This window comes from Tardiphaga sp. 862_B3_N4_1, from assembly GCF_051811085.1.
Lineage (GTDB): Bacteria > Pseudomonadota > Alphaproteobacteria > Rhizobiales > Xanthobacteraceae > Tardiphaga > Tardiphaga robiniae.
The window spans coordinates 1,428,540-1,455,538 of sequence record NZ_JBPWQB010000001.1 but is presented as its reverse complement, the minus strand read 5'-3'; the positions used below and the strand labels follow the sequence as shown (position 1 = coordinate 1,455,538).

Genomic DNA, 26,999 nt, shown 5'->3' with positions numbered 1-26,999 from the left:
GCGATTTGTCCCATTCACGCGCTAATAGTGCGCATCTGGGCGTTCAGACAATCTAAAAACGCGTGTGCACTTACGAATCTTCGTTAAAATTTTGAAATCCTGCAAATGGGTTTCAATTGCCGGACGGCCATACCGCCGGATGGCTGCCGAGGGGCATGGCCGGACGCGTCCACGATGCCGGGGTTCGCGATAACACGGCTGCATGACGGACCGCCGACAACTGGCCGAAGCCGGACGGCATATCCTCGGTAAAGGCTTTGACCATCTCACCCTTGAGGTCGTCGACCGCGAGACCTTCCGCGATTCTTCCCATATCCCACAGCCATTGACCGGTGCGGGCAAGAGAGACCTGCACGTGCCAGCTGCCGCCTTCACGCGCCTGGCGTGCACGTGCGATCATGGCGCCGAACGCCATTAAGTAGCCGGTGGCGTGATCCAGCATCTGGGCCGGTAATTCCCTGGGCCCATCGACGCCGGCCGCCTGCCCTTCGGCATGGTTGAAGCCGGTCGCGCATTGCACGAGAGAATCGAAGCCGCGGCGCCCGGCCCATGGCCCGGAACGGCCATAGGCGGAGAGCGAGACATAGACGATACCGGGACTGACACGGGCCGCCTCGTCCGGCGAGAAGCCGAGCGCCGCAAGCGATTGCGGACGATAGCCCTGCGAGAAGATATCCGCCTGCGCGAGCAATCCTCGCAAGGTGTCGCGCCCCTGCTCACTCTGGAGATCCACGAAGCTCGAGAGCTTGCCGCGGCCGGTATCGATGGTGAGCCACGGGATCGCCGGCAGATCGGGGCTGGAGACCAGCATCACATCCGCGCCATGGGCCGCAAGCGTGCGACCAGCGACGGGACCGGCGATGACGCGTGAGAGATCGAGTACGCGCAGACCGGCAAGCGGCCGGGCGCCGATCGGCCACAGCTTCGGTTCGGCGTCGCCAATCCGGGTGATCTCGACGAGCGGCAATTCAGCAACGGCTTTGGCCTGCGGCAACCCCATCCATTCGTCATGGGATCGCATCAGCGCCACGACACCGCCGGCCGCATAGGCCGCGGTCTCGAAGGCTTCGCCGTTCCATTGCATCAAAGCCGCCTGCACGGCTTCGCGCTCCGGCGCGCATGACAACACCTGGCAGACAGCGTCGCGATGATGCGGAAAATTGGTATGCAGCCGGACGAACTTGCCGTCACCGGTCTTGTAGACACCGGCGATCGCATCCCAGGCGGGCGGCGGCGGATTGCCGTCGCAGCGCAGATAGCGCTCGCTGCGGCATTCGACGATGGCATGGCGCATATCGACGGAGACAGTCTGCGTCTGTCCGCTGCGTAGCCGCCAGATCTCGGCAGCCGCCATTCCGGCCGCAGCGATGCTGACCTGAGCGGCTGCACCGACATGGAATGACGACGGTAATTGCGGCTCATTGCCGGTCAGCGCGACACGCTGGAGCGCCGCAATATCACCGCCAACCTGTGTCCAGAGGTCAGCGAGCAGTTCACGAATGCCGTACATCAACGCTCTCCCCCTTTCCCACGACACCGATTCAGCTCACGCTTCCAGGTGACTACATCCATCATCGCATCATCTTGTACAAGCATGGAGGAGAGACCATGGCCACCATCGATCCATTGACAGCCGGTGCCGTGGTGCTGGCCACGGCTGCCACCGACGCGGTCTATGTGATGTTCACCTCTGCAGTGGTGGCCCGTCGGCGCGTACCTGCGGCCACCTGGAGCAGCGTCTGGTATGTACTCTCGTCCTATGCCGTCATCAGCTATACCGAAAACTGGATGTATGTGGGGTTCGCCGCCGTCGGTTCATGGATCGGCGCCTATGCCACTATTACTTTCCTGCACCGGCCACCCGGCGGACCGCCAGTCGGTGCATCACCTGAATAGGTAATAGCGGCTGAATGGTTTCTGAACGGCGCTTAATGGAAATCCCGCGAGCGCGGCAGGATCCGGACATTGCGCGGATGGCGAATGCGCTGGGCGGGATTGTCGGGATGCTCACGGCGATCGTCATTGATCGCTTCTGGACCTGACAGCATTTGTCGGGGTCCACCAAGCGCATCGTTGCCAAGATACTTCAGATCGTCCGAGCGATCGATCAGCCGTTCGGCAACCAGATGGACGACCTTTTCTGGACTGCTCTGGATGCGCCCCTCGACCAGGATGAGCCTGGAACCCATGACCTCCCTGCGAAACTGCTCCATCACCTTCGGCCATACTACGATATTGGCGATGCCGGTCTCGTCCTCCAGTGTCATGAAGACAACGCCATTGGCGCTGCCCGGCCGCTGCCGCACCAGCACGACGCCGGCACAACGCACCCGCCGTCTGTCATTAGCATCCACAATGCTCGCGCAGGTCACCACTTTTTCCCGCGTGAAATTCGCGCGCAAGAACTCCATCGGATGTCCCTTCAGTGACAGCCGGATAGTCTGATAATCGGCGACCACCTGTTCGGGCAAAGGCATCTCAGGCAGAGGCTTCGCATTCTCGTCCGGCTGCTCGCGCGCGGTCGCAACTTCGAACAACGGCAACGGCACGTCATCCGGCAAGCGCCTTACCGCCCATAATGCTGCACGACGATCCAGGCCGATGGAGCGAAATGCATCGGCATCGGCGAGCATGATCAGCGCGCGTTTTGGCAAAGCGGTATCGCGGGCGAAATCTTCCAGCGAGGTGAAAGGCTGTAGCTCTCGCGCGGCAACGATGCGCTTGCCCCAATCTTCTCCCGGCGGCTTGCCAGCTTTTTCACGTTCGCGCTTCTCATCCGGATCCGCCCATTTGAATCCATCGATCTGGCGAAAGCCGAGGCGAACGGCGCAATAGTCTCCGCTCGGTTCTTCTAGCGTATTCTGCGAATGACTGAAGGACACATCGATCTCCCGCACATCGACGCCGTTGTCGCGCGCATCGCGCACGATCTGCGACGGCGCATAAAACCCCATCGGCTGTGAGTTCAACAGCCCGCAGCAGAATGCATCGGGGTGGTAGTGCTTCAACCACGACGAAACATAGACAAGCTGCGCGAAGGCGGCCGCATGGCTTTCGGGGAAACCGTAGCTGCCAAAGCCCTTGATCTGATCGAAGCAGCTTACCGAAAACTCCTTCGGATACCCCCGCGCGATCATGCTGTTCACCATTTTCTCTTCAAAGGTGTGCATGGTGCCGACATTGCGAAACGTTGCCATCGCCCGGCGCAATTCGTTGGCCTCTTCAGGCGTAAACTTCGCGGCCTCAATAGCGATGCGCATTGCCTGCTCCTGAAACAACGGGACGCCAAGCGTCTTGTGCAGCACATTTCGCAACTCATCCTCCTTGCCATACGCAGGTGATGGAGATGGGTAATTAACCTTCTCGATTCCGTTTCTCCGCTTCAGATACGGATGCACCATATTGCCCTGGATGGGTCCCGGTCGAACGATCGCAACCTCGATGACGAGATCGTAGAAATTCTCCGGCTTCAGGCGCGGTAGCATGTTCATCTGGGCGCGGCTCTCGACCTGGAAGACGCCGAGGGATTCGCCGCGCTGAAGCATTCTGAAAACAGGCGGAGCGTCGTCGGCCTCAGCCTTAATGTCCTTGAGTTCGTAGCGCCTGCTCTTATGACGAAAGATCAGGTCAAAACATTTCCGAATGCAGGTCAGCATGCCCAGCGCGAGCACGTCGACCTTCATCATCTTCATCGTGTCGACGTCGTCCTTGTCCCATTCGATGAAGGTGCGATCATCCATTGCCGCATTGCCGATCGGCACATAGGTGTCGAGCCGGTCCTGCGTCAGCACATAGCCACCGACATGCTGCGACAGATGGCGCGGGAACTCGATCAGCTCGGTGGCAAGTTCGACGGCCCGCACGATCATCGGATTGGACGGATCAAGCCCTGCCTGCTTGACCTGCATCTCGTTGAGACCCTTGCCCCAACTGCCCCAGACAGTATCGGCCAGCGCCGAGGTGACGTCTTCGGTCAGTCCCAGCGCCTTGCCGACATCGCGGATCGCCGAGCGCGGGCGGTAGTGGATGACGGTGGCGATGATTGCCGCGCGATGACGGCCGTATCTTTTGTAGACATACTGCATCACCTCTTCGCGCCGGACGTGCTCGAAATCGACGTCGATGTCCGGCGGCTCAAGCCGTTCCTTGGAGATGAAGCGCTCGAACAGGAGATCAACCTCGGCGGGATTCACCGAGGTGATGTCGAGCATATAGCAAACCGCTGAATTGGCCGCCGAGCCCCGCCCCTGACACAGGATCTTCTGGCTGCGCGCATAGCGAACGATGTCATGCACGGTCAGGAAGTAATGCGCGTAACCGAGCTCGGCGATGAGCGCGAGCTCCTTGCGCAATGTGGCTTCGAGTGTCTCATCGACACTGTTCGGGAAATGCCGGGCATATCCTTCCCAGGTCAGATCCGCGAGATGCTGCTGCGCGGTCTTTCCCGGCGGGACCGGTTCGTCGGGATATTGGTATTGGAGTTGGTTCAATGAAAACGTGATGCGATCGGCAAAACGGATGGTTTCACGGATCGCATCGGGATAATCACGAAACAGTCTGACCATCTCGGCCGCTGACTTGAGATGCCGTTCGGCATTCATTTCCAGCACCCGGCCAGCCTGCTCGATGGTGGTCTTCTCGCGAATACAACTGACCACGTCCTGCAGGATGCGGCGATTTGGCGTGTGATAGAGCACATCATTGGTAGCAATCAGGGGCACGCGCGCAGTGGCTGCGATGCGCTGCAACTTGGCCAGACGGCGTTTGTCATCACCCCGATGAAACGGACTGGCGCCGAGCCATACACCGCCTGTCGAAAATTGAGACAGTGCATCGAACGTGCGAAGGACAAGGTTGCTGTCAATACGATAGGCCGGCATCAAAACAAGCAGCAGCCCTTCGCTAAAGTCAGCGAGATCGCCGAGCTGCAACAGGCATTCACCCTTGTTGCCGCGCAGCTTGCCCATGCTCAGTAGCCGGCACAGTCGACCATAGGCAGCGCGGTCGCACGGATAGGCAAGGATGTCAGGCGTGCCGTCATTGAAGACCAGCCGTGTGCCGATCAGAAGCTTCGGTTTGTAGACAAGATCCTTGTGGTCCAGCTCGGCAAAGGCACGCACCACACCGGCCATGGTGTTGTGATCGGCAATGCCGATGGCATAAAGCCGCTCGGCACTGGCCAGATGCACATAGTTCTGCGGATGCGACGCGCCGCGCAGGAACGAAAAATTGCTGGTAACACCAATCTCGGCATAATCAGGCGCGCCGACGCCGCCCGTGCTCATGCGAACAGTCCATGCACGAACCATTGCGGCGAAACGGCTTGATCGTCCGCGTCTCTGATCTCACCATAAAGCCCGTCGCGGAAGAGCCAGAAACGTTGACCTGCCTCATCCTCGACGCGAAAGTAATCGCGCGTGGGCTTCGCTTCCTGCGAACGCCACCACTCCATCGACACACGCTCCGGACCTTCCACATGAACGACATTGTGAGAGACGCGTCGCCAGGTGAACTTCTTCGGTGGCTTGTCTGGAAACTCCGCAAGCGGGACGTCGATCAGTTCGGGCTGCTCGAACAACCGTAACGGCCGCAAAGGCGGTTCGTCTTCACGCGCCGGCCATGCTGCCTGCATGGCGGCAGCCAGATGATGCTGTGCCGGTACCCCCAGCATCGCGCGTTCGGGAATGTGGCTCTCGACAGGCAGATAAACCAGCACACGGCGAGGACCAATCCGCGCGGCGATACGGTCGATCAGGTCGGCCAGTTCGTCATTGGCGTGAACATTGGCATCGAGGTCGCGCTGCTGCTGTACGACAATCTCGGTGCGGCTGGCCGACAGGCGGATCATATCGAAACCGAAACCGGGATCGAGCGGATCGGCAATCGCGTCCAGTCGCTCGCGGAACAACCGGTCGATCACCTCGCCTTTGGTCACCGGCAGGCCGGTTTCCGCGGTGATCACGCGCACCGCGCCGTCGGTGCGAAAGAACGCCGCTTCCAGCCGCCGCGCGCCCTTGCCCTGCCTGTCCATCGCATCGATCAGCGTGCGTGCCAGCTTGGCCAGCGTGATGGCTATCACACCATCGGTCGCAATCGGTTCGGCGAAACGTTGCTCGACGATATAATCCGGCAGCGGCTTGCGCGGCGAGATCGGCGCATCGCTTTGCCCCAGCGCCTGTTCCAGCAGCGTCGTGAATTCCGCGCCGAAACGTGCGGTGATTTCGGGGCGCGAGCGCGAGGCGACATCGCCGATGGTCTTCAAGCCGGCGCGGCGCAATCCGCGGGTGATCGCCTCATCGGCGCCGAGCGTGAACAACGGCAGCGACGTCACTGCCTTGGCCTCCTCGCCCGCGGCGACGATCCGGCCATGTACATATCGACTGAGCGTGCGCGCGCATGTCGATGTCCCCGCAATCGCTGCACTGACAATAAAACCCTGCCGCGACAGCGCCGCGCAGAGCTGCTCCATCAGTGCGGCCTCGCCACCGAACAGATGGGCACAGCCGGTGATGTCGAGAAACAGGCCATGCGGCAGATCCAGCGCCACCAGTGGCGTGAAGCGGTCGCACCAATCGGCGATGTCGGTCAGTACCTGCGTATCGGCGACAGGATCAGCATCGAACACCTGAATGTCCGGACAGACCGCACGGGCATTGGCGAGCGGCAGACCGGGTTCGAGGCCGAGCTTCGCCGCGGCATCGTCCAGCGCGGAAATCTGCAGCGCATTGCTTTGCTTGGCGACGACAATACTTGCTTGCAGATTAGCTGGCGCGCCGTTGCGCGCGAGCTGACGTTTGATGCGATCGGTTGGCAGGCGCGGCAGCCACAGGCTGAGGATGCGCCGATGTGTCACGGAAAACGCACTCATCACACTTCCATTCCATGATCCATTGCCCGTTCGGGCCGTGACGATTTCGAACCAGTTGCACGTCGAGCATGGGCACGCCCCATGATTGCCAGGGCTTGAATGGCGGCGAATGCGCGGAGCGGATGATCCAGCGAGTTTCCGCCGTACTCGAGACCGGAACACCTGCGGTCCGCAGCAACAGGCACGTGACGCCCGACCCGCGCGCTGCCAGCGTGAGTTTGCGGCTGGCGACCAGGTCGAACTGCTTGCTGTCGCCCCAGGTTTCCAGCACGACGCTGCCCAGCGCGTCGCAGGCCAGCGCATCAGCCGTGGTCCGCAATGCCGTCTCGACATCGGGCGCGCGCACGGTGACCAGCAAGCGCGGATCGAGACCGAGTTCCCGCCAGCCGCTCATGGCCAGCGCACCGCATTCGCGTTCGGAGAAATCCTGCCGGATCCACAGCAGCGGTCGCTTTGCCGAGACACGGTGCGCGAGGCCGGCGACAAAGCCCGTGGCCGCCGCGCTGTGCCGGCCTTCGGCGAACACCTCATGCATGGTGCCACGCGCGAGCCCGCCTTGCAGCGCCGCGTCCGCCTCGGCATGACCGAGCGACACGCGATCCGGCGCATAGGTATCGCTGTGGGTCTCGATGCGTTCAATGCTGCCGCGCAATTGCGCGAGCGTGGTCATGCGTGCGCCGGTCATGCGCCGCTCCTCGAAATTGTTTTGCCGTGGCGGGTTTTTAGTGAACCCATTGCCGGCCCATTTGTTCATGATATGTTCTAATATAAAGCTAAGATGGCAAGCCGAGTCAATCGGGATCATCAGCCACTTTTTTAGCGTTTGGAATCAAAGGGATTTTTGAACATGGACGTGAAGCGCAAGCTGGAGATCCTGGCGGATGCCGCGAAATACGACGCGTCCTGTGCGTCCAGCGGTACCGAGAAACGGGACTCCCGCGACGGCAAAGGCATCGGCTCGACCGACGCAGGCATAGGGATCTGTCATTCCTATGCGCCGGACGGCCGTTGCATCTCGCTGCTGAAGATCCTGCTCACCAATGCCTGCAATTACGATTGTCTTTATTGCGTCAACCGGGCGTCCAGCAATGTGACGCGCGCCCGCTTCACCGTGGAGGAAGTGGTGCAACTGACGCTGGATTTCTATCGACGCAATTACATCGAGGGACTGTTTCTCTCGTCGGGCATCATCCGCAGCGCCGATTACACGATGGAACAGGTTGTCGCCGTCGCGCGAAAACTGCGCGAGGAGCATCACTTCCGCGGCTATATTCACCTCAAGACCATTCCGGAAGCCGACGACGCGCTGATCACCGAGGCCGGCACATATGCCGACCGGCTCTCGATCAATATCGAGGTGCCCGAAGAAGACAGCCTGGCAAAGCTGGCGCCGGAGAAAGACGTCCGCGCCATTCGTCGCACCATGGGTCGATTGCGGTTGAAGCTCGATGAAGCCCGCGAGGGTCGCAAGCCGACGCCGCGCGGCAAGGTCGGGCCGCGTTTTGCGCCAGCCGGCCAGAGCACGCAGATGATCGTCGGCGCCGACAGCTCCAATGATTCAACCATCATCCGGACTTCGGCTAATCTGTACGGGTCCTACAATCTGAAGCGTGTCTATTACTCCGCTTTCAGCCCGATCCCCGATGCCAGCCGCGCACTGCCGCTGCGCGCCCCGCCGCTGCTCCGCGAGCATCGGCTGTATCAGGCTGACTGGTTGATGCGCTTCTACGGCTTCGACGCCGACGAGATCGTCGATGACAATGACGGCATGCTGTCGCTGGACATGGATCCGAAGCTCGCCTGGGCGCTGCGAAACCGCGACCGCTTCCCGCTCGACGTCAACCGCGCCAGCCGTGAAGACCTTTTGCGCGTGCCCGGTTTCGGCGCCAAGGCCGTGCAGCGGATCATCGAAACGCGCCGCATCTCGTCGATCCGCGTTGGCGATCTCGCCCGGCTGCATATCTCGCGGAACAAGGCACTGCCTTTCATCGTTCTTCCGGATCACCGCCCCGCCGTGAATTTGCTGGACGGCGCGAGACTGGCGCAGCGTTTCAAGCCGAAGGCGACGCAATTGGGATTTGGGTTCTAGAATTTCATTTCAGGAGACCCGATGCACACCATAGTGCTGGACAGCGACACCGATTTCGAAGGCTGGCGCAAGGCGGCACGCAAACTGGCGATCAACGACATTGCTCCCACTGACGTGACATGGACGGTTGCAGGCGCCGAGCCTGAATTGTTTCCGGCCTCGCCCGAGACGTTGCTCTCTGACGCCACGCAAGGCACTTTCAACGTCTCGGCCAAATTCGTCGAACTGGCGCACACCGCGATCCTGCATCGCGATCCCGAACGCTTCGCCCTGCTCTATCGCTTGCTGTGGCGGCTGCGCGACAATCCCAATCTGATCCACGTCGCGATCGATTCCGACATCGCTAAATTGCAGGCGATGGCCAAGGCTGTCCGGCGCGACGAACACAAGATGCATGCTTTCGTGCGGTTTCGCGAAATCGGCCGTGAGCCGAAGTCGCATTTCGTCGCCTGGTTCGAGCCCGAACATCACATCGTCGAACTCGCGGCGCCGTTCTTCGCGCGGCGCTTTGCCGACATGGCGTGGTCGATCCTGACGCCGGATCTCTGCGCGCATTGGGATGGCCATGCGATTTCCACCACGCCCGGTGTCAGCAAGTCGGATGCGCCGACGAAAGATCGGCTCGAAGAGGTGTGGCTGACCTATTACGCCAACATCTTCAATCCGGCGCGGTTGAAGACCAAGGCGATGCAGAACGAGATGCCGAAGAAATACTGGCGCAACTTGCCCGAAGCCGCGCTGATCAAACCGCTGATCGCGCAAGCTGAACGCATCACAGGTGACATGATCGCGGCAGAAGCCAGCGCGCCCAAGAAACCGCAACGTCGGGAGGAGACGATGGTCAAGTCGCATGCGACCAAAACAGCCAAACATACCGGGAAGGAAAGTCTTGCCGCATTGCGCGACGAAGCCGCCGATTGCCGTGCCTGCCATTTGTGGAAAGATGCGACGCAAACCGTGTTCGGCGAAGGCCCGCAGCATGCTTCTGTGATGATGGTTGGCGAACAGCCCGGCGACAAAGAAGACCTTGCCGGTAAGCCATTCGTCGGACCAGCCGGACAGATGCTCGACAAGGCGCTGAAGGAAGCCGGCATTGTCAGGGACAAGGTTTATGTCACCAATGCCGTAAAGCATTTCAAATTTGTGCCGCGCGGAAAATTCCGTCTGCACCAGAAACCGGCGACGCCGGAAATCAAGGCGTGCCGTCCCTGGTATGAGCGCGAAAAAGCGTCCGTGAAACCCGAGCTCGTCGTCGCGATGGGCGCGACAGCCGCGCAAAGCGTGCTCGGCAAGATCACGCCGATCGGCAAGACTCGTGGCCGTATTATCGAGGCTGACGACGGCACACAGGTTCTCGTGACCGTGCATCCATCCTATCTGCTACGACTGCCCGACGAGGATGCCAAGGCACGCGAATATGCGCATTTCGTCGAAGACCTGCGCATCGTCGCCGCGCATCTCTGCAAATCAGCGCGCGCTGCCTGACGGTCAGATCACGAATTCACGCATCACACGCCGCGTATCCATCTCGAATTCGAGATCGACCACCGGCGGCCGCGCAAAATGCCAGGTCATGCCCTGCCGCGACGCACCGCGCTTAGCCAATTCATCGGCCACCACGGGATGGAAATCCTGTACCGTGTAAATCTGCGTCGCGGTGGTGTCCTTCCACGAGAAGCCGAAGGCGCCGAGGCGTTCTTCCATATTGCTCATGGTCATCCGCGTTTTCTCCCGGAATGCGTCCAGCGAGGTCTCGCGATAGCGCGTGATGCGCTCGGGATATGTTCCAGGACCGCCGCGCGCTTCAGCACCACCCGCAATCACGAAAGTCGGCTTGGCACCGAGCGACGGCCGCGTGAACGAGAACGCGTAAAACGACGGTTCACTTGGCGGATCGATCTCGAGGCACACATTGCTGCGCGCGACGGGATTATTCGTGCCGTCAAAGATGCCCCATTCAGCAAGCGTCTTGACATAGTGCTCGTTGAATGTCCGGAAGCCAGCTTCGTCGACCACTGCAGGCGAGCGCAACTCGCAGGCGCAGAACGATGTCAGCGGGCGATCCGCCGCGAGAATGTAATCGGCAATACGCGCAAACCCATCGGCCAATGGCAGCCACGTGTCGAAACGAACGCGCTCGATCTCGAAATCCGCATTGGCGGCAACGCCGCTGGAATACTGAAAAACTGCGGGAAGATAGCGATAATTGCCGGCCGGAAAATCGCGCGTCATGGGATGGGTCCTGTGGAGGCCATGCGGGCCGCCAAAAGATAATGGCGGATCGCATGAAGCGATCCGCCATCCAACCTCAAACCATGTGTCCCCGCAAGCTCAGCTTCGCAAGGCTGCGTCCGTGCGATCAGGCAGTCCGCGTATGCTCCAGATCGAATTCCTCGATCTGCTTGGCGCGCTCCGTCTCTTTGCCGGCGCGGTGATCGGTGGCGATGGCCACGTAAACCGCGGGCAGCACGAACAACGTGAACAGCGTACCGATCATCATGCCGGAGACGACCACGAGGCCGATCGAGAAGCGACTCGCAGCACCTGCGCCCGCCGCGGTCAGCAACGGCAACAGGCCGGTGACCATCGCAGCCGTGGTCATCAGGATCGGACGCAGACGCACGCGGGCAGCCATCTCGATGGCCGAACGACGATCGAGACCTTCCTTGAGCTGCAGTTCGTTGGCGAACTCCACCATCAGGATGCCGTGCTTCGAGATCAGACCGACCAGCGTCAGCAAGCCGACCTGGGTGTAGATGTTGATCGTCGCCATGCCGAAGAACAGCGGGATCAACGCGCCCAGGATCGCCATCGGCACAGTAATCATGATCACGAGCGGATCGCGCAGACTTTCGAACTGCGCTGCCAGCACCAGGAAGATGATGATCAGCGCGAAGCCGAACGCCACTGCCAGCTGATTGCCTTCCTGCACATACTGCCGGGAATCCGCGAGATAATCGTGGTTGAAACCCGACGGCAGTTGCTTGGCGGCACCCTCAAGGAAGTCGACCGCCTGCCCCACCGTCACGCCGGGCATCGGCACCGCCTGGAAGGTCGCCGAATTCAGCTGGTTGTAGTGCGACAGCGCGTTCGGGTTGGTGCCCGTTTCGACCTTCACCAGCGTCGATAACGGCACCTGCTGACCCGTGATCGTCGGCACATAGTAGTTCGCCAGCGAATCCTGCGAGAGCCGCATGCCGCGCGGCACCTGCGGGATCACCTGATAGGAGCGCCCCTCGAGGTTGAAGCGGTTGGTGTAGTTGCCGCCGAGCAGCGTCGCCAGCGTACTGCCGATGCTCGACATCGTAATGCCGAGGTCGTTGGCCTTGGAGCGATCGATGGAGACGCGCACCACCGGCTGATTGAAATCGAGATCGCTGTCGCTGACGATGAACAGGCCGCTCTTGCGCGCGGTGTCCTTCAACTTGACCATCTCCTCATAGACCGACTGGAAACCGTTGGTCGAGCTGATCACCATCTGGATCGGCAGACCGCCGGGACCGCCCGGCAGCGCCGGAAGGTTGAATGCGAAGGCGTTGACACCCTCGATCTTGCTGAGTTCGGCCTGCACCAGCGGCTTCAGCTGCGTGGACGAACGCTTGCGCTCGTCCCACGGCTTTAGCAGCATGCCGGCGATACCGTTGCTCGGACCGTTGGTGCCGTTGATGATGAAGCGCAGATCGGTTTCCGGGAACTTCTTGAACGCCTCGTCCATGCGATCGCCATAGAAATCCGCGTAGTCGATGTTGGCGTATTTCGGTGCCTTGGTCACCGCAAACAGAATGCCCTGATCTTCCTCGGGCGCCAGCTCCTTCGACGTATTCATGTACATGAAGCCGACGAGACCGAGGATCACAACGGCGAACATGGCCGTGATGGGGCGATAGTCCAGCGAGCGATCGAGCTGCCGGCCATACCAGCGCGTGGTGGCGCCGAACACCTTGTCCACCTTCTTGGCGAACCAGCCCGGCTCTTCCTGCTTCAACAGCACCGAGCACATCATCGGTGACAGCGTCAGCGCGATAACGCCGGATACGATCACCGAGCCCGCCAGCGTGAAGGCGAATTCGCGGAACAGCGCACCGGTCAAACCGCCGATGAAGCCGATCGGCGCATACACCGCCGCCAGCGTGATGGTCATGGAGATGACCGGACCAACGATCTCGCGCGCGCCTTCCAGCGACGCCTGCACCGGCGATTTGCCCTCCTCGAGATGGCGGTGGATGTTCTCCACCACCACGATGGCGTCGTCGACCACGAGGCCGATGGCGAGCACCATCGCCAGCAAGGTCAGCAGATTGATGCTGAAGCCCATGACGAGCATGAGGCTGCAGACGCCGACCAGCGACAGCGGAATCGTCACCACCGGAATGATGACCGAGCGGAACGAAGCCAGGAACAGGAAGATCACCACGATCACGATGCCGACGGCTTCGATCAGCGTGTTCTGAACTTCCTCGATCGACGACGTGATGAACTTGGTGGAGTCGTAGGCGACCTTCATCTTCAGCGATGGCGGCAGGTTACGCTCGAGTTCGGGGAACAGCGCGCGCACGCCCTTGACGATGTTGAGCGGATTGCCGAGCGGTGTCGCCTGCACGCCGATAAAGATCGCGCGCTCGCCACTAAACGCCACGCTCGCGTCTGTACTCTGCGCGGCAAGCTCGATGGTGGCGATATCCTCCATACGGACAAAGCCGCCGTCCTTGGCTTTCACCGTCATGCGCTTGAATTGCTCGACGTTCTGCAGGTCGGTATTCGCCGTCACATTGGAGACGATGTAATAGCCCTTGGTCTGACCGGCCGCCGCCTGGAAGTTGTTGGCGCGGATCGCCGCAGCTACATCGTCCGGAGATACACCGCGGCCCTGCATGCGCAGCGGATCGAGCCACAGGCGCATGGCGAAGGTCTGACCGCCGAGGATTTCGGCCGACGCCACGCCGTCCACCGTCGACAGGATCGGCTGCACCGCGCGCGTCAGGTAGTCGGAGATCGCCGAGCCGGACAGTTCCTCACTGGAGAAGCCGAGATACATCACCGCCGTCGTCGACCCCGTGGACTTCAGAATGACGGGGTCATTCGCTTCGCGCGGGATCAGATATTTGACCGAATTGACCTTCGACAGCACTTCGGTGAGCGCGGCATTGGGATCGACGTTGAGCTTGATATAGACCGAGATCAGGCTCTGGCCCTGCGTCGATGCCGACGTCATATAGTCGATGCCTTCAGCAGCCGCGACGGCCTGCTCGATCGGCGTGGTGATAAAGCCCTGCATGAGGTCCGGCGACGCGCCGGGATACACCGTGGTGACGGTGATCACGGTATTCGACAGTTTCGGATACTGACGGATCGGCAGGCTGGTTGCAGCCTTGAAACCGATCAGCAGGATCAGCAGGCTGACGACCAGCGCCAGCACCGGGCGCTTGATGAAAATATCCGTGAAGACCATTGCGGTCGCTCCGTCATCGGCACCATCTGCCGGCCATTACAGGCCGCGCGACGATGCGAGAAAATTCATTCAGATGAACCGGGACGGACCGCATTTCGCGGCCCGTCCATCGGGTTTCAGTTCAGCGGCGGCTTCGCCGGAATCTGCGGCAATGGATCGGTCGAGATCGACACCAGCGCGCCGGACTGCAACTTGAGCTGTCCGACCGCCACGACGCGATCGCCGGCTTTCAGGCCCTGCGTGATCACCGCACGGCCATCGATGCGGTCGCCAGTGCGCACGAAGGTGCGCACCGCCGAGAGCTCGGTCTTGCCATCGTCGGTCTTCTTCTCGGTGATCAGGTAAACCGAGTCACCATAAAGCGTGTAGTCGACTGCGGTTTCCGGCACGGTGATCACAGCCGGTTTGTCCGGCAGCACGACGGTCGTGGTCGCGAACATGCCTGGCTTCAGGATGCCTTCCGGATTCTGCAGCGTCGCCTGAACACGAATGTTGCGCGTATCCGCACTGATCTGCGGCTCGATCGTGGTGATCTTGCCCTCGAACTTGCGGCCCGGATAAGCGTCCACCGAAATGCGCACAGCCTGACCGACCTGCAGCTTGCCGGAGTCTTTTTCCGTGACCGTGAAGTTGTTGTAGACGGCGGACAGATCAGTGAGCGACACGATCTGCGTGCCGGCCGTCAGGTACTGGCCGACTTCGACCCGACGCGTGCCAAGCACGCCATCAAACGGCGCGCGCACCTGCTTCTGCGAAATCACCGCTTCGGTCTTGGCGATATTGGCCTGCGCCTGATCATACGCCGCCTGCGTGGTGTCGACGGTGGCCTGCGGACCAACCTGACGCTCGGCGAGCTGTTTGGCGCGGTCGAGATTGATGCGCGCAACAGTGGCAGCCGCCTTGAAGTTGGCGAGGTCGCCCTGGTCCGGACCGTCGAACAGTTGCACCAGCGGCTGGCCAGCCTTGACGGTCGCGCCCGCGGTGAACTGGATGTCGGTAATGCGGCCGTTGACGTCGGAGGTGACGTTGACCTGATGCACAGCGGCTAGATCGCCGACGGCGCTGATCAGGTTGGGCACCACTTCGGACTTGGCATCCGCAACACTCACCACAGTCGGCGGCGGCTTCATGGTGGCGAAGAACTGCTTGATCATGTGGGCGCGGAACGCGTTGAAGCCCACCAGGCCGCCCACCAGGATCGCCAGCAGGATGCCGACGATGATGAACCAACGCACCATCCGCGGACGCGGACGGGGCTTCTCGACAGTCGCGCGCGGCGCCGTAGTGCTGTTGGGTTCGGTCGTGAGTGTCATGTCATGCGCTTTCTGTCGTAGTCGCTGGCATCAGGTACGCCGGAAGCTCGCGATCGATATACGTCGCGATCGCCGTGTCTTTCAGTCCGATACCGCGGAGAATAAACTCACAAAGTTGCCGCTCGTTGTCGGCGGTGCTGGCATAAGGCAAACAGGGAACCGAGGGAAGGCGCGATAATGCCGCCATCATCGCGGTGTGGTGCGCGAACCAGAAAAGACCCATCGGCTCTTTTCCGATCCGAACCGCGTCGTTTGTTCGGACAGCGTGTTCAAGTGACGCCGTAAAGGTCGGGCCAATCAGTTCGCCGATCTTGTCAAACAGCAGCCGGGCGAATTCGCCGTCCTGCAACTGGCTGATGACCATTAGCCGCAGGCGCTGCGCCTCTTCATGATCGGGATCGGGATCGCGCGGAATGTCGAGGAAATGTCCAACCATGCCGCGAATCAGAATCACCAATGTCTCGGTCGACGGCGGCAGACCGAGCAGCTTGTTCAGTCCGGGGTCGGCTTCGCATTCCTCCGCCAGTATCTCGGCATAGAGCGCCGACTTGGTCGGGAAGTGCTTGAACAGCAAGCCTTCCGAAATCGACGCCGCAGCCGCCACGCTCTTAGTCGTGGTGCCAGCAAATCCATTGCGCGCAAAGCATCGCTTCGCCGCACTGAGGATCAGCTCGCGCCTGAGGTCATGGGTCATTCGAAGTGTGCTCATAGCGTCGTGAGTAAGCACTCACCTCTATTCGTGTCAAGAAAATGGTGCATCGCATCCGGAGAATGACTGCAGGTGGTATCTAGCCGCCACAGTGTTGCATTCTCGCGACGCCAATGCGCCCGAGTTATGCGCTCCCCACAAGATGAGGGGTGGCAGCGCGCCGTGAGGCGCAAAGGGTGGTTTTTATCGCGATCCACTCCGCCGGAACGCCGGTAAGCTGCAACCGCGCAACGCCTCACGACGCGCCACACCGCAGACAAGTTTACGCAGTCTGCGACTGCTATGGGCGATTTCTGTCCCCGGGGCCGTGCTTCCTGGGACGTGGCGCCGGCCGGTTTCCCCGCTTTTGCCTGTCCCAGTCCAGCCGTTTCCGTCAGAGCCTGTAGTGGGCCCGGACGGCTACCTAGGGCCTCCCGAGTGCGCGAGGGAACGTCTCCCTCCCGCCCGTAGGCGCCGCAATCCCAGCTCCACCTCAAGACGCCTCTAGAAGCGCCCTCGCGAACTGGATGAGCGGAGGACAGTCCTTCTAGGTATACTGTCAAGATATATAGGAAAAAATGTTTAAGCTCTACCCTCTCAATTGTCATTCCGGGCTCGCGCAAGAGCGCGCCCCGGGAATGACAATTGAGAGGTTCGTGCGTTTCGGCACTACACCGTGAGTTACACCACCGTCTTGTGACGCTCGATGCAGGTCGTCATCACCTCATCCATCGACTTGCTCCACCAGTTCTCCGAGAAGATCTCGATCTCGGAGTAACCGGCGAAGCCCTGCGCCTCGACAGCCGCGCGGGCGGATTTGATATCGATGACGCCGTCGCCCATCATGCCGCGGTCGTTGAGAATGTCCTTGGTCGGGACCAGCCAGTCGCAGACGTGAAATGCGAGCAGACGATCCTGCCCTGCCCGCGCGATCTGGGCATGCAGTTCGGGGTCCCACCAGATGTGATAGACGTCGAGGGCGACGCCGAGCATGCCGGTGCGGTTGGGATCGAGACGGTCGCAGATATCGAGCGCCTGTTCCGTGGTGTTCACGCAGGCACGGTCGGCCGCATAGGCCGGATGCAGCGGCTCGATGGCCAGCGGCATCTTCGCCTGCCTCGCATATTCCATCATCTCGGCGATGCCATCATCGACCTGCGCACGCGCATTGATGATGTTCTTCGACGGCGCAGAGCCCGGCCGCGAATATTGCGGCAGGCCGCCGACGACCAGCACGATGCACGGTGAGCCCAATGCCACGGCCTCGTCGACGCAGCGCTTGTTGTCGTCGCGCTGCTGCTGGCGATGGGCTTCGTCGGAGACGAACATGCCGCCGCGGCAATAGCCGGACAGTTCGAGGTCGTGATCCCGCACCGCCTTCACGGCCTTGTCGAGGCCGACATGGGCGACCTGATCGCGCCACGGCGAGACGCCGCGGATCTTGTGGCGGGCACAGGCTTCGGCGATGGCGACAAAGTCACCCTGCTTGCGGACCGTCGCCGTGTTCAGCGACAGCCAGCGATGGTCGTTGGAAAAGTCACGCATCTCAGGCTTCGATCCCACGTGTGGCCATGATCGCCTTCATGCGCTGCGTCGCCAGTTCGGGATTGGCCAAAAGACCGGCCTTGTCGGCGAGACGGAACAGTTCGGCGAGATGCTGGGTCGAGCGCGTGCTCTCCTGCCCGCCGATCATGGTGAAGTGATCCTGATGGCCGTTGAGATAGGCCATGAACACGATTCCGGTTTTGTAGAATCGCGTCGGCGCCTTGAAGATGTGACGCGACAGCGGCACCGTGGGACCAAGCACGTCGTGGAAACCGGCCTCGTCACCGGCCGCCAGACGCGACAGCGCATAGGATGCCGCCGGCGCGATGGCATCGAAGATGCCGAGCAGTGCATGGGAGAAGCCCTTGTCGTCGCCGGCGATCAGTTCGGCATAGTTGAAGTCGTCGCCGGTATACATCTTCACTTCGGGCACAAGGCGGCGGCGCATGTCGATCTCGCGCTGCGCATCGAGCAGCGACACCTTCACGCCGTCGACCTTGGCGGCGTTGCGGTTGATGACGTCAACGGCGATATCCATCGCGGTGTCGAGGCTCGACGTGCCCCAGTAATTCGCCAGTGCCGGATCGAACATGTCGCCGAGCCAGTGGATGATCACCGGCTGCGCCGACTGCGACAGGATGCGGTCATAGACGCGGCCGTAATCCTCGGCGCTCTTGCCGAGCTTGGCCAGCGCACGCGACGCCATCAGGATGATGCGGCCGCCGACCTTCTCGATCGCTTCGAACTGCTGTTCATAGGCCTTGATCACGTCGTCGATCGACTTGGCATCTTCCACCGCGAGGTGATCGGTGCCGGCGCCGGAGAACACAAGCGCGCCGCGCGGCTTGGCCGCCGCGACGGAGCGCGTGATGAGTTCGAGCGAGGTCGGCCAGTCCATACCCATGCCGCGCTGAGCGGTGTCCATCGCTTCTGCGACGCCGAGACCGAGATCCCAGACGTGTTCACGAAATGCGATGGTGCGGTCCCAATCGATGGTCTGATTGAGCCACGGATCGCACTCCGCCAGCGGATCGGCGACGATATGCGCCGCCGAGAAGGCGATGCGGTTCAGCGTGCCTTCCAGCTTGGCCGGAAACGTGCGCGACGCTGCGAGACGATAGGTCTCGATCGAACGATCGGCCTTCGGCAGCTTCAGCGACAGAGACGACGCAGTCGACGTGGGCATGACTGGCTTGTTCATGGCGGACCTCAGACCTTGAGTGTGGGAACGTCGATCCAGCGGCGCTCCTTCCAGCTTTCCAGCGCGCATTCGACGAGCTGCACGCCCTTGGCACCTTCGAGCAGCGTGTACTTGTAGGGCGCATCCTCACAGACGTGACGGATGAACATTTCCCACTGTTCCTTGAAGCCGTTGTCATAGACGGCGTTGTCCGGAACCTTCTGCCAGTCGGCATAAAAATCGTGGGTGCGCTTCTCGTCGGGATTCCAGATCGGGCGCGGCGTCGCCTGACGCGCCTGGATCATGCACTCGGTGAGACCGGCAACGGCCGAACCGTGGGTCCCGTCGACCTGGAAGGTCACGAGATCATCGCGATAGACGCGCGTGGCCCAGGACATGTTCATGTGGGCGATGACGCCGCCCTTCAGCTTGAAGGTCGCATAGGCCGAGTCGTCGGCAGTGGCCGTGTACTTCTTGCCCTGCTCGTCCCAGCGCGCCGGGATGTCGGTGGTGCCAAGGCACGTCAGGCTCTCGACTTCGCCGAACAGGTTGTCGAGCACGTAACGCCAATGGCAGACCATATCGAGGATCATGCCGCCGCCGTCTTCGGCGCGGTAGTTCCAGGACGGGCGCTGGGCTTCCTGCCAGTCGCCTTCGAACACCCAGTAGCCGAACTCGCCGCGTACCGAGAGCATCTTGCCGAAGAAGCCAGAGTCACGGAGCATCGCAAGCTTCTTCAGACCGGGCAGGAACAGCTTGTCCTGCACGGTGCCGTGCTTGAGACCCTTTGCGTTGGCCTTCTTGATGACGTCGAGCGCGGCTTCGAGATTGGTCGCGATGGGCTTCTCGCAATAGATATGCTTGCCGGCCTCGATGGCGCGGTTGAGCAGACCCGGGCGTGCCTGGGTGGTCGCCGCGTCGAAGAAGATGCTGTCGTTCTTGTCGGCGAAAGCCTTGTCGAGATCAGTGGTCCAGCGCTCGATGCCGTACTTCTTGGCGAGGCCTTCGATCTTCTCGGCATTGCGACCGACCAGGATCGGATCCGGCATCATGCGGTCGCCGTTCTTCAGGGTCACGCCGCCCTGCGCACGGATCGCGACGATCGAGCGCACGAGATGCTGGTTGAGACCCATACGGCCGGTGATGCCGTTCATGATGATGCCGAGGCGGTGGACAGCCATAGTCAGGACTCCTGGAGAACTTTAGTTTGAGAATGATCGGATGAAGCGAGCTGGAGCGGCGACAGCACCGACCAGTCCGGATGTACGCCGGATGCAAATCCGGCAGAGGTCAGCGATCCCGTAAGAAGATCGCCGTCGTGAATCGACAAGCGGATGGTTTCGTCGCCATCGCGGCTGTAGAGATCGGGGTGGGCATTCAGGAATGCCTCGGCCTCGCCTTCCGGCGCCGTGCCAAAGCCGTCGACATAATGATGGCCGTTGCGCTCGGCATGGGTGACGCCGATCAGCGCGCCGAGCGCCAGATCCTGCTGCACGCCGAGCCCGGCCTGGCAGGTGAGATCCTCGCCGGTGATGAAATGGTTGACACCCTGCGCGCTCCACGCGGCAGCACGGGTCGCATTCGCAATCGACTTGTAGAAGCCCTTGCAGGATTTCGAGGAGATGCCGCGATAGCCCAGCGCCTTGGCGGCCGGGAAGGCGTCCCAGCTGTCGTCAGCTTCGTCGATGATGAAATTGCGCGACGACAAATTGCCGAGCGCCGACTCGCGCGTGATGTCGCGCGGCATCGGCTGTTCGATGTAAAGTAGCCTGGATGCAATCGGCGCCAGTGCGCTGTCATTGTCGAGGCGATCGACCAGCGCGCCGAGCGCGTTGAGATCGGCATATTGCTCGTTGGCGTCGAGCGTCACCTGATAATCGTAAGGCAACATCGTCAGCGCGTTGCCGATCCGGGTCAGGCGTGCGGCGTCTGCCGCGGGATCGCCATTCATCTTGAGCTTGAAGTATCGTGCGCCGCTACTCTCTCTGGGGTCGGCGACACCGCCCTCGCCTTCGATCACATCATCGAGGCCAACGGTGTGGCGCAGCGCGACGCGCCCAAGCCGGTGACGGTTGGCCAGGAACGTCGCGATATCGTCAGCGCCGAGATCGGGCGCAAGACGCGCGGTAAGACCGGCGACGTTGGCCTTCATGCCCGTGAAGAAATCCGTGCCCAAGCCACGTAGCAGTGCGTCAAGCACAGCTTTGTCGATCTCCGCCGGCCCGAAAGCCGCCGCCAATGGTGGAATGTCCAGTTCGGCGCAGGCCTTCATCTGGTCGCCGATGCAGGCCGCATGCAGGCCGAAGGCCGAGATGAAACCGGACTGCGCGCGATAGAGCTCTTTGGCGATGACCAGCGACTGCCGCAGCTCGTTCACGGTGTCGCCGATGGCCAGATGCGGCCGCTTGTCGAACCACTTCGGCACCATCAGTTCGGCTGAGGCGCCGACGAACACGCCCTTGCCTTCGACCTCAAGCTCGACCCGCACGAAAGCCTGCGGCGCGGCATTGACCGTCACGGCACCAAAGCGAAACGGCCGCACGAATGCCACGTGGCGCTCGAACAGCGTAATGTCTCGCAAGGCGATCCGTGTCGACATGGACATGGGCCTTAGTCCAGCGTGCTGTTGGTCATGAAGTGCTTGCGGATGCGCGCGACCAGATCGGTGAAGATCGGGTTCGACATCGCATCGAGCGTGCGCTCGCGGCCGAGCGGCACGTCATAGATCGCGGCAATGCCGCCGGGGCGCTCGGTCATGACCAGCACCTTGTCGGCAAGGAACACCGCTTCCGGGATCGAATGGGTGATGAGGAGAATCGTCTTGCCGGTGGTGCGCTGGATGCGCGACAGCTCGACATTCATCTTCTCGCGCGTCATGGCGTCGAGCGCGCCGAACGGCTCGTCCATCATCATGATCTTGGGATCGTGCACCAGCGCGCGGCAGATCGAGGCGCGTTGCTGCATGCCGCCGGACAGCTGCCACGGCAGCTTCTTCTCGAAACCTTCGAGGCCCACCATCTTCAGCAGTTCCTTGGCGCGCGGGATATATTTCTCGCGCGACAGGTTCTTCATATCGATCGGCATCAACACGTTGTTCAGAATGTTCCGCCACGGCAGCAGCAGCGCGTTCTGGAACACGATGCCGACATCGCCATGGGGTTCGGTGACCTTGTTGCCGTCAACGTGGATTTCGCCAGATGTCGGCGCAAGAAGGCCCGAGATCAGTTTGAGCAGCGTGGACTTGCCGCAGCCGGAAGGTCCGACCACGACGAAGAACTCGCCGTCGTTGATGTGGAAGTCCAGGGGACGCAGCGACTGCACCTGGCCGTCGCCGGTCCCATAGGTTTTGGAGACGCCGGAGAGATTGATCCCCGACGCCTTTGATGGTGCGGACTGCTCGGATACGACGCGAAGATGCGCACTCGGTTGATCGACGCTCATGGTCCTCATCGCTGCAGTCATTACGGCTAGTCCTGTTGATTTCGTCAGTTCGGTCGAGATAACCGGGCCGGTTACTTCGGCAGATATTCGTTGGTGTAGAAGGCCTTCGGATTTTCCTTGGCCTTGGCTTCCAGACCGCCATATTCGACCATCAGCTCCACCGAGTCCTTCATGTTCTGATCGGTGACCTGGAACGGGCGCTTACCCTTGGTTTCCGGCGTGGTGTAGAGCGGGATGGTGAGTTCGAAGCCCTGGGTCAGGGTCTCGATCTTGCCGCCCTTCGGATTGGCATCGAGGATCGACTGCGCGGCAGCCTTCGGCTCCTTCGACGCAGCTTCGACGGCCTTGGTGGTGGCCGACATGAAGCGCTTCACGAGATCCGGATTGGCCTTGGCATAGTCGGTATTGGTGACGATGCCCGACGACACCAGATGAATGCCGTAATCGGCAAACTTGATCGGATACACATCCTTGCCGGTGGCATCCTTGATCTTCATGGACTGGTCCATGACGTAGCCGAGCAGCAGATCAGCCTGGCCGTTGATGACGGCGTTGAGCTTGGTCTGTCCGTCGCCGGCGACGGTCTTGAAATCGGATTCCTTGAGGCCGGCCTTCTTGAGGAACAGCGGCCAGATCTGGGTCATGGAATCCGCCGGCGTGATCGCCACGGTCTTGCCCTTGATGTCGTCCGGCTTCCTGATGTTCTTGTCGACGAAGCCCATCACCGACATGGCCGAGGTCTGCAGCAGCACGCCGGTGGCGATCACCGGGGCGCCCTTCACGGCTGCGCGCATCATGGTGGGAACGTCGACATAGCCGAAGTTCACGCTCTTGGCGGCAACGGCCTGCACGGTGGCCGCCGAACCGCGGCCTTCCTGGATGTCGAGATCGATGCCTTCGGCTTCATAGATGCCCTTGGCCTTGCCGTAATAGAACGGCGAATGCTCACCATAGACATACCAGTTGAGCATCAGCGTCACCTTGTCGGCGGCAGCCGCCGGCGTGGCGAGTGCGAGCGAGAGCGTGATCGCAGCAGTCGAAACAGCAGTAACCCATTTCAGCATTTTTAGCCTCCCATTGAAGCAGGTGATCGCGGCCCGTTTCGCCGGACCGCTTGTTTGGAATTGCAGGTCCCGATCAGGACCCGATGAAAACATCCGCGCGCTGGCTGACGTGCCAGGGAATCGCAAAGCGTTCGATACGATCGACCAGCCAGAACAGAATGACGCCGAGCAGCGCGAGGATCACGAGAGCCGCAAACATCGTCGGCAGATCGAAGGTGCCGATGGAGCGCTGCAGCACATAACCGATGCCGGAATTGGAGCCGACGAATTCACCGACCACCGCGCCGACGACGGCGAGCGTGACGGACACCTTGAGACCGGAGAAGATCGCCGGCAGTGCGTGTGGCAGGTTCACCGCGCAGAACACGCGCAAGCGGCTGCCCTTCATGGCGCGGGCGAGATCGACCATATCGGGATCGACCGACTTGAACCCCTGCACCGCCGACACGACGACGGGAAAGAAACCGAGCAGAAATGCCGCGATGATCTTCGGCACGATGCCGAAGCCGAACCACACCACGAACAAGGGCGCGATGGCGACTTTGGGAATCGACTGCGAGAACACCAGCAGCGGATAGACATAGCTTTCGACGGTCCGCGAACCGGCGATCAGCATGGCAATCGGGATGCCGAACACGGCGGATGCAAGGAAGCCGAGCAGTGTCGCGTAAGTCGTCGGCCCTGACTGCGCAAGCAGTTCGGGCCAGTCGGTATAGAGCACCTTCACGACGTCGCCGGGCGCAGGGATTTGATAGGCGGGAATGTTGAAGATGCGGATCGCGAGATCCCAGCCGACCACGATCATCACCAGCAACAGGAATGGGCGCAGCCATGAGGCGTTCAGCAGCTTCGATATACTGCCGGGTGCTTTCTTCTCACTCACGCGTCTCGTCTCCCAGATGCCGGCTTCGCGGTCGCATTTAACTCGTTGGATAAATACAGCGCATGGCTTCACCGTTGTCAATTGGCCGCTTAACTAGCGAAAATTACACAATGATTTCAGGCGCTTTGGCGGGCCGAGGTGTGGACAACCGTCGCCGGCGGGAGCTGGAATTCGGCCACGGATCGGCCGGTGAGCGCCGCCAGGACGAGCGCCACCATATGCGCCAGCCGCTCGTCCCTCGCCTCCTTCGCCAGGAGATCCCTGCCGAAAATCACGCTGAGCGTGGCATTGTTGCCGATATAGAAAAAGCTCAGCGCGGCGATGGAAATGTAGAGCTGCACCGGATCCATCGCGACCTTGAAATCGCCTGACGCGACGCCGCGCAAAACCACCGTGCGGATCATCTCCACGAAGGGCGAATGCATCGACTTCACCTTCGTGGAGCGCTTGATGTGCTTCGCGCGCTCCAGATTCTCGGTGTTGAGCAGCGCGAGGAATTCCGGGTTGCGGATAAAATAGTTCCAGGTGAAGGCGATCAGGCTCTCGATGGCCTCAGGCGGATCGAGATGTTCGAGATCGAGCGTGCGTTCTTCGGCGCGGATCTGCTCATAGGCACCTTCGAGTACCGCAAGATAGAGCGCATCCTTGTTGCCGACGTGATAGTAGAGCATGCGTTTGTTGGCGCCGGCCTGTGCGGCGATGCGATCAACGCGCGCACCGGCGAGACCCTTGCTCGCGAATTCCTTCTTGGCAGCCTCGAGAATGCGCAGACGCATCCCTTCCGGGTCACGCTGCCACTTCAATGCTTTCTTCGGCGCTTTTTTAGTTGTTTTTACCAAACCCGGATCCCGTCGCTCAGCGGAATGACGCAACAGCCGCACGTCTATCGCGTGTAGCATGCGTTTGCCCGCTTGAGAACAAAGCATGTTCTGGGCCATATGCGCAAACGGGCATCGCCTTTTGCGGGTGCCGTCGCTATCACTGCCCTGCCCCAACCGGACCTGCTTGTGCCTGCCATCATCACAGACCCGTTCTTCTATGCCGTCGCCATTCCGGCGGTGATTTTCCTTGGCCTCTCCAAAGGCGGCTTCTCCGGCGTCGGCATTGCCGCCACGCCGCTACTGGCGCTGTATCTGCCACCGCTGGAAGCGGCTGCCTTGCTGCTGCCGGTGCTGATCACGCAGGACCTGATCTCGATCTACGTCTATCGCCGCGAGTGGGACGCCTCGAATCTGAAAATCATGCTGCCCGGCGCCGTCGCCGGCATGACGCTGGCGTGGCTGCTCGCCTCCTATATTTCCGACAATGCTGTGCGCATCACCGTCGGTTTGATCGGCCTCATCTTCGTGATCGATGTCTGGCGCAAGCGCGCGAGGATCGAACCGACCCGCATGGGTCCGGCCGGCGGCGTATTCTGGGGCGCGGTATCGGGCTTCACATCCTTCATGACCCAGGCCGGCGGCCCGCCGTTCCAGGTCTATGTGCTGCCGCAGCGGCTGCCGAAGCTGGTGCTGGTCGGGACCACGACGATCTTCTTCGCCGTGGTCAACGCGCTGAAGATCGTGCCCTATTTCGCGCTCGGCCAATTCCACGCCGGCAATTTCGCGACATCGCTTGCACTGCTGCCGATGGCCATCATTGCGAACTTCATGGGCATCTGGCTCGTGAAGCACACGCCCACCAATCTGTTCTACAACATCGCCTATGCGCTGCTGCTGGTGATCTCGCTGGTGCTGCTATGGCAGGGTTGTTCGATGTTGTGGCGGTAGTTCGCCCGACCTGCAGAAAACCACTTGACGAACTGTAAGCTAATAGCTTACAGTTCGGGCAGTCGATCCGTAGCCGTCGAGGCGCCTGTGATCAGATCCTTCATACATCCCGGTCTGAACGAGCTCTGGAGCAGGAAGACGTCAGCCAAGATTGACAAAAAAATGCATGGCCGCATTCTCCGCCGGCTCGACATGCTGGACGTCGCAACCTTGCCGGCCGAGATGGGCCTGCCCGGCTTCAACTTCCATCCACTGCGCGGCAAACCAGAGCGTTATTCCGTTCACGTCAACGGACCATGGTGCATCACATTCGAATTCGAGGCCGGCGATGCGCTTCGTGTCGACTTCGAGCAGTATCACTAAGGGCGCTTCGCGCCGGGGATCAAGGAGAGCCACGATGGTTGAGCAAAATGCCAAGCGCAGCGCGTCCCGCTGCCCGACCCATCCAGGCGCCGTGCTGCGCGAAGACGTGATCCCCGCCGTCAAGCGATCCAAGACCGAGATCGCCCGCCTGCTCGGCATTTCCCGCCAGCATCTGCACGACATCCTCGAAGAGAAGAAACCAATCTCACCCGAGGTCGCGGTCCGGATCGGCAAATTGTTTGGCAACGGTGCTGGCATCTGGGTGCGGATGCAGGCAGCCTATGACACATGGCACGCCGAACAGACTGTCGACGTCAGCGGGATCGAGACGCTGAAGGTCGCTTGAT

The 26,999-nt window shown here is 61.2% G+C and carries 22 protein-coding genes; 6 read left to right on the top strand and 16 right to left on the bottom strand.

Features of this window, described 5'->3' with window-relative positions; genetic code table 11:
* Positions 1-112: 112 nt before the first annotated feature.
* Positions 113-1,510: a CoA transferase gene (locus AB8B02_RS06675; protein WP_439063487.1), complete on the bottom strand. Its 1,398-nt coding sequence runs from the start codon at positions 1,508-1,510 to the stop codon at positions 113-115.
* 98 nt (positions 1,511-1,608) lie between these two features.
* Between AB8B02_RS06675 and AB8B02_RS06670 the strand changes: the two genes are divergently transcribed.
* The gene (locus tag AB8B02_RS06670; protein WP_068738081.1) at positions 1,609-1,896 is read left to right on the top strand and encodes a hypothetical protein; all 288 of its coding nucleotides are present in this window, start codon (positions 1,609-1,611) and stop codon (positions 1,894-1,896) included.
* A 32-nt stretch (positions 1,897-1,928) separates the two neighbouring features.
* Here AB8B02_RS06670 and AB8B02_RS06665 read toward each other — a convergent pair whose 3' ends face one another.
* Genes AB8B02_RS06665 through AB8B02_RS06655 form a run of 3 tightly spaced genes read right to left on the bottom strand, consistent with a single transcriptional unit; the run spans position 1,929 to position 7,553 of the window.
* A complete protein-coding gene (locus AB8B02_RS06665; protein ID WP_439063486.1) occupies positions 1,929-5,285 on the bottom strand; it encodes an error-prone DNA polymerase in 3,357 nt (1,118 codons plus the stop codon).
* Positions 5,282-6,868, bottom strand: coding sequence for a Y-family DNA polymerase (locus AB8B02_RS06660; RefSeq protein WP_439063485.1), 1,587 nt, complete (start codon positions 6,866-6,868; stop codon positions 5,282-5,284). The genes AB8B02_RS06665 and AB8B02_RS06660 overlap by 4 nt, the downstream gene beginning before the upstream one ends.
* Positions 6,762-7,553 (bottom strand): ImuA family protein, encoded by a 792-nt coding sequence (locus tag AB8B02_RS06655; RefSeq protein ID WP_439063484.1) that lies wholly within the window; start codon positions 7,551-7,553, stop codon positions 6,762-6,764. The genes AB8B02_RS06660 and AB8B02_RS06655 overlap by 107 nt, the downstream gene beginning before the upstream one ends.
* A 162-nt stretch (positions 7,554-7,715) precedes the next feature.
* On the opposite strand from AB8B02_RS06655, the gene AB8B02_RS06650 reads away from it, so the two are divergent.
* Together AB8B02_RS06650 and AB8B02_RS06645 are read left to right on the top strand one after the other, a co-directional pair.
* Complete coding sequence (locus AB8B02_RS06650) at positions 7,716-8,957, top strand: putative DNA modification/repair radical SAM protein (protein ID WP_439063483.1); 1,242 nt, start codon at positions 7,716-7,718, stop codon at positions 8,955-8,957.
* Positions 8,958-8,978: 21 nt separating this feature from the next.
* Positions 8,979-10,442, top strand: a complete 1,464-nt coding sequence (locus tag AB8B02_RS06645) for a UdgX family uracil-DNA binding protein (RefSeq protein WP_439063482.1) — start codon at positions 8,979-8,981, stop codon at positions 10,440-10,442.
* 3 nt (positions 10,443-10,445) lie between these two features.
* Here AB8B02_RS06645 and cnbZ read toward each other — a convergent pair whose 3' ends face one another.
* From cnbZ to AB8B02_RS06585, 12 genes are all read right to left on the bottom strand, one after another.
* Complete coding sequence (gene cnbZ, locus AB8B02_RS06640; protein WP_439057897.1) at positions 10,446-11,189, bottom strand: 2-amino-5-chloromuconate deaminase CnbZ; 744 nt, start codon at positions 11,187-11,189, stop codon at positions 10,446-10,448.
* Between the two features lie 127 nt (positions 11,190-11,316).
* Positions 11,317-14,406, bottom strand: coding sequence for a MexW/MexI family multidrug efflux RND transporter permease subunit (locus AB8B02_RS06635; protein WP_175366680.1), 3,090 nt, complete (start codon positions 14,404-14,406; stop codon positions 11,317-11,319).
* A gap of 116 nt (positions 14,407-14,522) precedes the next feature.
* Positions 14,523-15,719, bottom strand: coding sequence for an efflux RND transporter periplasmic adaptor subunit (locus AB8B02_RS06630; RefSeq protein ID WP_089266964.1), 1,197 nt, complete (start codon positions 15,717-15,719; stop codon positions 14,523-14,525).
* 1 nt (position 15,720) lies between these two features.
* Positions 15,721-16,428, bottom strand: coding sequence for a TetR/AcrR family transcriptional regulator (locus AB8B02_RS06625; RefSeq protein WP_175366681.1), 708 nt, complete (start codon positions 16,426-16,428; stop codon positions 15,721-15,723).
* Between the two features lie 660 nt (positions 16,429-17,088).
* Entirely contained in the window at positions 17,089-17,952 is an 864-nt protein-coding gene (locus AB8B02_RS06620) for a sugar phosphate isomerase/epimerase family protein (protein WP_093761907.1), read from the bottom strand.
* A gap of 1 nt (position 17,953) precedes the next feature.
* A complete protein-coding gene (locus tag AB8B02_RS06615) occupies positions 17,954-19,153 on the bottom strand; it encodes a dihydrodipicolinate synthase family protein (protein WP_175366683.1) in 1,200 nt (399 codons plus the stop codon).
* Positions 19,154-19,161: 8 nt separating this feature from the next.
* Complete coding sequence (locus AB8B02_RS06610; RefSeq protein WP_089266960.1) at positions 19,162-20,313, bottom strand: Gfo/Idh/MocA family protein; 1,152 nt, start codon at positions 20,311-20,313, stop codon at positions 19,162-19,164.
* A gap of 2 nt (positions 20,314-20,315) precedes the next feature.
* Positions 20,316-21,731 carry a hypothetical protein gene (locus tag AB8B02_RS06605; RefSeq protein ID WP_439064603.1) on the bottom strand — a complete coding sequence of 472 codons (1,416 nt, stop codon included), beginning with the start codon at positions 21,729-21,731 and terminating at the stop codon, positions 20,316-20,318.
* An 11-nt stretch (positions 21,732-21,742) separates the two neighbouring features.
* Positions 21,743-22,594, bottom strand: a complete 852-nt coding sequence (locus AB8B02_RS06600) for an ABC transporter ATP-binding protein (protein ID WP_439061341.1) — start codon at positions 22,592-22,594, stop codon at positions 21,743-21,745.
* A 50-nt stretch (positions 22,595-22,644) separates the two neighbouring features.
* Entirely contained in the window at positions 22,645-23,637 is a 993-nt protein-coding gene (locus tag AB8B02_RS06595) for an ABC transporter substrate-binding protein (RefSeq protein WP_439063481.1), read from the bottom strand.
* 73 nt (positions 23,638-23,710) lie between these two features.
* Positions 23,711-24,442 (bottom strand): ABC transporter permease, encoded by a 732-nt coding sequence (locus AB8B02_RS06590; protein WP_246297556.1) that lies wholly within the window; start codon positions 24,440-24,442, stop codon positions 23,711-23,713.
* A 194-nt stretch (positions 24,443-24,636) separates the two neighbouring features.
* A complete protein-coding gene (locus AB8B02_RS06585) occupies positions 24,637-25,296 on the bottom strand; it encodes a TetR/AcrR family transcriptional regulator (RefSeq protein ID WP_309949136.1) in 660 nt (219 codons plus the stop codon).
* A gap of 231 nt (positions 25,297-25,527) precedes the next feature.
* Here AB8B02_RS06585 and AB8B02_RS06580 point away from each other — a divergent pair, with 231 nt between their 5' ends.
* The 3 genes from AB8B02_RS06580 (at position 25,528) to AB8B02_RS06570 (ending at position 26,998) form a co-directional block, all read left to right on the top strand.
* Positions 25,528-26,289: a sulfite exporter TauE/SafE family protein gene (locus AB8B02_RS06580; protein WP_120291166.1), complete on the top strand. Its 762-nt coding sequence runs from the start codon at positions 25,528-25,530 to the stop codon at positions 26,287-26,289.
* An 87-nt stretch (positions 26,290-26,376) separates the two neighbouring features.
* The gene (locus AB8B02_RS06575; protein ID WP_231077406.1) at positions 26,377-26,652 is read left to right on the top strand and encodes a type II toxin-antitoxin system RelE/ParE family toxin; all 276 of its coding nucleotides are present in this window, start codon (positions 26,377-26,379) and stop codon (positions 26,650-26,652) included.
* Between the two features lie 34 nt (positions 26,653-26,686).
* Positions 26,687-26,998 (top strand): HigA family addiction module antitoxin, encoded by a 312-nt coding sequence (locus tag AB8B02_RS06570; RefSeq protein WP_089266955.1) that lies wholly within the window; start codon positions 26,687-26,689, stop codon positions 26,996-26,998.
* Position 26,999 lies beyond the last annotated feature (1 nt).

Bases quoted from the DNA above. Each gene is read 5' to 3' on its own strand.
- AB8B02_RS06675 (WP_439063487.1), bottom strand. From the start codon at position 1,510: ATGTACGGCATTCGTGAACTGCTCGCTGACCTCTGGACACAGGTTGGC.
- AB8B02_RS06670 (WP_068738081.1), top strand. From the start codon at position 1,609: ATGGCCACCATCGATCCATTGACAGCCGGTGCCGTGGTGCTGGCCACG.
- AB8B02_RS06665 (WP_439063486.1), bottom strand. From the start codon at position 5,285: ATGAGCACGGGCGGCGTCGGCGCGCCTGATTATGCCGAGATTGGTGTT.
- AB8B02_RS06660 (WP_439063485.1), bottom strand. From the start codon at position 6,868: ATGAGTGCGTTTTCCGTGACACATCGGCGCATCCTCAGCCTGTGGCTG.
- AB8B02_RS06655 (WP_439063484.1), bottom strand. From the start codon at position 7,553: ATGACCGGCGCACGCATGACCACGCTCGCGCAATTGCGCGGCAGCATT.
- AB8B02_RS06650 (WP_439063483.1), top strand. From the start codon at position 7,716: ATGGACGTGAAGCGCAAGCTGGAGATCCTGGCGGATGCCGCGAAATAC.
- AB8B02_RS06645 (WP_439063482.1), top strand. From the start codon at position 8,979: ATGCACACCATAGTGCTGGACAGCGACACCGATTTCGAAGGCTGGCGC.
- cnbZ (WP_439057897.1), bottom strand. From the start codon at position 11,189: ATGACGCGCGATTTTCCGGCCGGCAATTATCGCTATCTTCCCGCAGTT.
- AB8B02_RS06635 (WP_175366680.1), bottom strand. From the start codon at position 14,406: ATGGTCTTCACGGATATTTTCATCAAGCGCCCGGTGCTGGCGCTGGTC.
- AB8B02_RS06630 (WP_089266964.1), bottom strand. From the start codon at position 15,719: ATGACACTCACGACCGAACCCAACAGCACTACGGCGCCGCGCGCGACT.
- AB8B02_RS06625 (WP_175366681.1), bottom strand. From the start codon at position 16,428: ATGAGCACACTTCGAATGACCCATGACCTCAGGCGCGAGCTGATCCTC.
- AB8B02_RS06620 (WP_093761907.1), bottom strand. From the start codon at position 17,952: ATGCGTGACTTTTCCAACGACCATCGCTGGCTGTCGCTGAACACGGCG.
- AB8B02_RS06615 (WP_175366683.1), bottom strand. From the start codon at position 19,153: ATGAACAAGCCAGTCATGCCCACGTCGACTGCGTCGTCTCTGTCGCTG.
- AB8B02_RS06610 (WP_089266960.1), bottom strand. From the start codon at position 20,313: ATGGCTGTCCACCGCCTCGGCATCATCATGAACGGCATCACCGGCCGT.
- AB8B02_RS06605 (WP_439064603.1), bottom strand. From the start codon at position 21,731: ATGTCGACACGGATCGCCTTGCGAGACATTACGCTGTTCGAGCGCCAC.
- AB8B02_RS06600 (WP_439061341.1), bottom strand. From the start codon at position 22,594: ATGACTGCAGCGATGAGGACCATGAGCGTCGATCAACCGAGTGCGCAT.
- AB8B02_RS06595 (WP_439063481.1), bottom strand. From the start codon at position 23,637: ATGCTGAAATGGGTTACTGCTGTTTCGACTGCTGCGATCACGCTCTCG.
- AB8B02_RS06590 (WP_246297556.1), bottom strand. From the start codon at position 24,442: ATGATCGTGGTCGGCTGGGATCTCGCGATCCGCATCTTCAACATTCCC.
- AB8B02_RS06585 (WP_309949136.1), bottom strand. From the start codon at position 25,296: ATGCGTCTGCGCATTCTCGAGGCTGCCAAGAAGGAATTCGCGAGCAAG.
- AB8B02_RS06570 (WP_089266955.1), top strand. From the start codon at position 26,687: ATGGTTGAGCAAAATGCCAAGCGCAGCGCGTCCCGCTGCCCGACCCAT.